This window comes from Devosia sp. (assembly GCF_028290625.1).
Classification (GTDB): domain Bacteria; phylum Pseudomonadota; class Alphaproteobacteria; order Rhizobiales; family Devosiaceae; genus Devosia.
Genome location: NZ_JAQGJM010000050.1, coordinates 1 through 5,417 on the forward strand (window position 1 = coordinate 1; position 5,417 = coordinate 5,417).

The 5,417-nt window shown below is 65.1% G+C and carries 6 protein-coding genes; 2 read left to right on the forward strand and 4 right to left on the reverse strand.

Features of this window, described 5'->3' with window-relative positions; genetic code table 11:
- Positions 1–544 (forward strand): CorA family divalent cation transporter (locus JWR51_RS23730; protein ID WP_299753580.1); only part of this gene is annotated, 544 nt, incomplete at its 5' end.
- 236 nt (positions 545–780) lie between these two features.
- A complete protein-coding gene (locus tag JWR51_RS23735; RefSeq protein WP_299753582.1) occupies positions 781–1,557 on the forward strand; it encodes an MBL fold metallo-hydrolase in 777 nt (258 codons plus the stop codon).
- Between the two features lie 159 nt (positions 1,558–1,716).
- On the opposite strand, the gene JWR51_RS23740 is transcribed toward JWR51_RS23735, so the two are convergent.
- From JWR51_RS23740 to mutM, 4 genes are all read right to left on the reverse strand, one after another.
- Positions 1,717–2,505: a class I SAM-dependent methyltransferase gene (locus tag JWR51_RS23740; protein ID WP_299753584.1), complete on the reverse strand. Its 789-nt coding sequence runs from the start codon at positions 2,503–2,505 to the stop codon at positions 1,717–1,719.
- 488 nt (positions 2,506–2,993) lie between these two features.
- Positions 2,994–3,812 carry a hypothetical protein gene (locus tag JWR51_RS23745; RefSeq protein ID WP_299753586.1) on the reverse strand — a complete coding sequence of 273 codons (819 nt, stop codon included), beginning with the start codon at positions 3,810–3,812 and terminating at the stop codon, positions 2,994–2,996.
- 53 nt (positions 3,813–3,865) lie between these two features.
- Positions 3,866–4,213 (reverse strand): hypothetical protein, encoded by a 348-nt coding sequence (locus JWR51_RS23750; protein WP_299753588.1) that lies wholly within the window; start codon positions 4,211–4,213, stop codon positions 3,866–3,868.
- A gap of 205 nt (positions 4,214–4,418) precedes the next feature.
- The gene (mutM, locus tag JWR51_RS23755; RefSeq protein WP_299753590.1) at positions 4,419–5,300 is read right to left on the reverse strand and encodes a bifunctional DNA-formamidopyrimidine glycosylase/DNA-(apurinic or apyrimidinic site) lyase; all 882 of its coding nucleotides are present in this window, start codon (positions 5,298–5,300) and stop codon (positions 4,419–4,421) included.
- Positions 5,301–5,417 lie beyond the last annotated feature (117 nt).

Consider the following 5,417-nt stretch of genomic DNA (forward strand, 5'->3'; position numbering starts at 1 on the left):
CATCCTGGATTTCATCGTCGACAACTACCAGCCGGTGATCGAGACCATCGAGGCCGAGGTCGACGGGCTTGAGGACCGCGTGCTCAGGCGCATGCTGCACCATTCCGAATTCGAGCATCTCTACAAACTGCGCCGCGATCTGCTGAAGCTGCGCCGCGCGGTCGGCCCCCTGCTCGACGTCTGCCACCGGCTGGAGCATTCCACGGTGCTGCCGATCGATCCCGAAATGCGGCCGCTATTCCGCGATGTGCTCGACCACATCAAGCGTGCCCAGGAGGACATCGACTCATTGCGCGAGGTGCTGGCGTTCGCGTTCGAAGCCAGTCTGATGTCCGGCCAGTCGCAGCAGAACGAGATCACGCGACGGCTGGCGGCCTGGGCGGCGATATTGGCGGTGCCGACCGCGGTGGCCGGCATCTACGGCATGAATTTCGAGCACATGCCGGAATTGAAGTGGGAGTACGGCTACTACCTCGTTCTCGGCGGCATCGCCTCGGTCTGCGGGTTTCTGTATTTGCGATTCCGGCATTACGGCTGGCTGTAGAAGCCCCGTCATTGCGAGGAGCCCTTGCGACGAAGCAATCCAGTTCTTTCTTGCAGCCTTCTGGATTGCCGCGTCGCTTCCGCCATCGCTCTTCGAGCTACGGCGGACAAGTCGCTCCTCGCAATGACGGCGGAGGGCCTGTGCGAATTTTCTTAGCCATTGCGAATTAATAGCGAATTTCCACACAGGACGCGGCGGCGTATCTCGGGCTGTCCCGTCTCGCAAGGAATCACGCCATGGCCGCTTCGCATCTCACCCTCACCCTGATCGGCGGTCCCACCGTGCTGATCGAACTGGGCGGCTTCCGCCTGCTCACCGACCCGACCTTCGATCCGCCGGGCCTGTACCGCGAGACGCCGGTGCGGTTCGAGAAGACCTCCGGCCCCGCGCTCACGGTCGAGCAGATCGGCGCGCTGGACGCCGTGCTGCTGAGCCACGACCACCACCTCGACAATCTCGACAGCGCCGGCCGCGCCATGCTGCCTTCGGTGGGCGTGAGCTACACGACGCTGGCCGGCGCCAAGCGGCTCGGCGGCAACGCGCTGGGCATGGCGCCGTTCGAGACCCGCACGCTGCAAGCTCCCGACGGCCGGCACCTGTTCGTCACGGCCGCGCCGGCGCGACACGGGCCGGTGGGCATCGAGCCGATCTCCGGCGACGTGGTCGGCTTCCTGCTCGGCACCGGACAGCCCGGCGACGCCATCTACGTCACCGGCGACACCGTGTGGTACGAGGGCATGGCGGAAGTGGCGCGCCGCTTCAGACCGAAGGTGGTGGTGCTGTTCGCCGGCGCCGCCGAGCCGCGCGGCCGGTTTCACATGACCATGGGCAGCAACGACGCGCTGGAGGCGGCCCACGCCTTTCCCGACGCCGCCATCGTCGCCGTGCACGACGAAGGCTGGGTGCACTTCAAGGAAAGCGCCGCGGAGCTCGCGGATTCCTTCGCCAAGCTCGGCGCCGGCGCGCGCCTCACCCCGCTGGAGCGCGGCCAGCCGGTGACGTTCGCGCTGTAGGATTGTTGTCGTAGCACTACCGCTTGTCCCGGACGCGCTGCGGCACTCTTGTGCCGCTGCGCAGAGCCGGGACCGTCCCAAACGCTGTCGCCCGCGACGGCCCCGGCTCTGCGAAGCAATACTGCGTATTGCATCGCGTCCGGGGCAAGAGCCTCTCGCTCAGCCCGGCACGCGCCCCTTCACGGCATTGGCAAAAGCGTCATAGCTGACATGGCCGTCGGCGTGTTCGGTGACATGGCCGCGCACCCGCGCCATCAACTCGTCGCGCACCGCTGGCGTCATCGCGGCGATCGCCGGCTTCACCGTGGAGCCCGAGGTGGACGCCGTCCAGAAATCCGCGAAGTCGACAAAGCGTCGCGTCACGTCGACGCGCCGCGTCTCGATCTGCACGAGGCCGGCGTCGCGCCATAGTTTTTGCAAATTGTCGATCCGCGACGCATCGGGATTCGGCGGCGGCGTCGGCGCAAAGCCCATGGCGCGCAACTCGCGCATCACCGGCTGCAGCGGAAAGCCGCCGCCCTCCATGTCCCACGCATAGGCGGCCACCGTGCCGCCCGGCGCCGTGACCCGCGCCATCTCGGCGACGCCCCGCGCCGGCTCCGGCACGAAGAAGATCACCAGCGCCATCACGGCGGCATCGAACGCCGCATCGCCAAACGGCAGCGCCATGGCGTCGCCCTGGTGGTAGGTCGCCATCTTTGTGCCCGGTCGCGTGCGCGCATAAGCGAGCTGCCCGTCGGAGGGATCGACGCCCTGCACCTCGCGCGGCGCCGTCCGCTGCACGATCAGCTCGGTGAACGCGCCGTTGCCGCAGCCGACATCGACCCAGGCCAGCCCCGGCGCCGGCGCCAGCCAGTCGAGAAACACATCGCCCGCCAGATGACTCCACGCCCCCATCATCCGCGCATAAGCGGCGCCGTCGTTGAAGCGGATCGAGGGGTCGGTCATGGGAGGCTCATGGTGCGGTGGCGGGGCGGGCGACCGGAGAGCGGTAGCATGTTTCGGGATTCTTGGAATTCCCATCATCGGCATATGTTGCGGCCTACGCCTTGGGAGACAGCGATGGGGCCATCGCGCATCGCGACGGCGACCGGGTTTCTCGATCGACGACGGCCTGTTACCGCTGCGGGACATGAAGCGCGGTTTGAAGCAAGGAATTGGCTGGCCTGAATCGCCGACGTAGCCTCGAAGGACGCGTCACGTCCATCGCATCCCCTCGGGAATGCCGCGCCCGGCGATCGGGACTCACGCAGAGTCCTGATCTAGAGCAGGATGACCTAAAGATGAATCGGTGTCGCTTCCCCCGTCATTGCGAGGAGCAAAGCGACGCGGCAATCCAGAAGGTGCAAACTCTGCAAGAACTGGATTGCTTCGTCGCAAGGGCTCCTCGCAATGACGGGGGCGAGTAGTGTGAACTAACCTAAAATCATCCCGATCTAGCGCGGTGTATTCTGAAGGATCAATTGCGAGTTGATCGAGTTCAGCAACTGCTGTTGCAGGAGCTGGTAGGCTGCCGAGTTCACGGCGCCCTGCGGCAGCCGCTTGCCCTTGTCGCTGCCGGGCACGAAGTTCAGGATGATCTTGTCGGTGTTGACCTCGGACAGGTTGGCCAGCGCCGCGAGATTCTTGAAGCGAACCAGTTGCCAGCTCGGGCCCGTGGCGGAGATCGATTTCGTCACCACGAACTGCACCGTTCCGCCGAAGATGCTCTTGCCGTCGCTCTTCGACTCGTCGGCCAGATTTGGGGCCGACGCGGCCAGGTTCACGATGTCCTTCAAGCCGAGTTCGCCGGCCAGATTGGTGTTCGCCACCGGGCAGTCATAGGGCTTGATGCCGTTTTTCCAGTCCAGATAGATCTGCCGGGTGGAGAGTTCGATATTGGCGGTGAAGGTGTGGTTGCGCGCCTCGCTCAGCGTGCCATTGAGATTGGCGCTGAAGGTCGCCGCCGGCGCCCATGGCGTGATGTAGGCCGCGCTGGGGGACAGCCCGCCGCTGTCGTTGACCTCTAGCGACAAGGCGACCAGCACGCGGTAGTCGCCGTTCAGCAGCATCAGCCTGTTGAACGAAGCCGGATCCTGCGGCCGGTCGGTCCGGACCATGTCGCGGATCTCGCATTGAATCCGCTCGACGATGGTCTTCACGGTCGGCTGTCCGTAGTCGTCGCGCGGCACGTCATAGGCCGGAACGGCGCATCCGCCGCCAAGGCCGGCGAGCAACAGGACAGCGATGTGGGATAGCTTCCAGTGACGGCCCATGGCTGCTCGCCTCCGTGCAATAGCGGCTGTTCTGATCGTTTGGTGTGTCGATGTCAGCTCGGCTCGGCGCACTCGCCAGGGACCCAGTGGTCGTTCTTGCCGCGCGCGATGCCTTCGAGCCGGCACTGGTTTCGCGTGATATGTTCGATCTGCATGGCAGGACCGTTACCTGTCAGCGTGCAGCATCCGAGCACCCCGCCGCCCAGGGCAGCGCCGGCTTTTTTGGCGGCGCCCTTCTTCTTTTTAGCGACTTTCTTTTTGGCTGGCGGCTTCGCCGCCGCGGCCTTTTTGGCCGGCGCTTTTTTCTTTTTCGCGCTCTTTTTGGCGACGGCTGTCTTCGTCTTGGCCGCTTTTGCTTTGGCCGTCTTCTTCGTTGCTTTCTTCTTTGCCGGTGCTTTCATGATGATCGCCTCCCCGGACGGCAACTCTAAATTGCCTAATCGGCGGCGCAACTACATTTCAAGCATTGATCCGTGATTTCCCGCCACAGTTGCATCACAGCAACAATGCGCTCATGCTATTTGCGACGGTGATGCGAGCGCAGCCCCTGTCCCTAACGCGCTGCGGCACGCTTGTGCGACTGCGCTGCATCCGGGGAACGTGACCTCACTTCTGGCACTTCGGGCACCAGAACGTCGACCGTCCATTCTGCACGAACCGCTTCACGATGCCTTCGCAGCCGTCGGTCTTGCAGGTCTCGCCTTCGCGGTCATAGACCTGAAACGAGTGCTGGAAGTAGCCGAGTTCGCCGGAGGTCTGGCGATGGTCGCGCAGCGACGAGCCGCCGGCCTTGATGGCGAGGTTCAGCACGTCGTGGATCGCGCCGACCAATCGCCCCGCGCGCTCGGTCGGCTCGCCCTTCTTCGTCGCCAGGGTCGCGGCCAATCTGCGCGGCGACAGATGCGAACGAAACAGCGCCTCGCAGACATAGATGTTGCCGAGGCCCGCGACATTGCGCTGGTCGAGCAGTGCGGCCTTCAGGCTCGTCTTTTTGCCGGCGAGCGCCCCCGCCAGCATCGCCGCGTCGAAGGCGTTACCGAGCGGCTCCGTGCCGATGTCCTTCAGGAACGGCTCCTGCTCGATGTCGCTGCGGGCAAAGATCTTCATGAAGCCGAAGCGGCGCGGGTCGTTGTAGATCACCGATGTGCCCGACGACATGTGGAACACCACATGGTCGTGGGCGCGGTCGTCGCTGCGCGGATGGTGGAAGGCGCCGGGCGCGGTGGCCGCCTGGTCCGACACCACGCGAAACGAGCCGGACATGCCGAGGTGCATCAACAAAACGTCACCGGAGGCGAGGTCCGCCAGCAGGTACTTGGCCCGCCGGCCGAGGCTGGTGACCACCTGGCCGTCGAGACGGGCCAGAAAGTCCGGCTGCAGCGGAAAACGCAGGTCCGGGCGGCGCGCCTCGGCGCGCAGGATGGTGGCGCCCTCCATGGCCGGCTGCAGGCCGCGGCGGACGGTTTCGACTTCGGGCAGTTCAGGCATGATTCACGTCATTCAGCTTGAGGCCGGGACGTGATAGCGCCATTGCGGCGGCCGCGCTATGGTCCGCCGCGACGAGGCGTATTGGATGAAAACGATGGACCAGGCCGGCGAAACCAC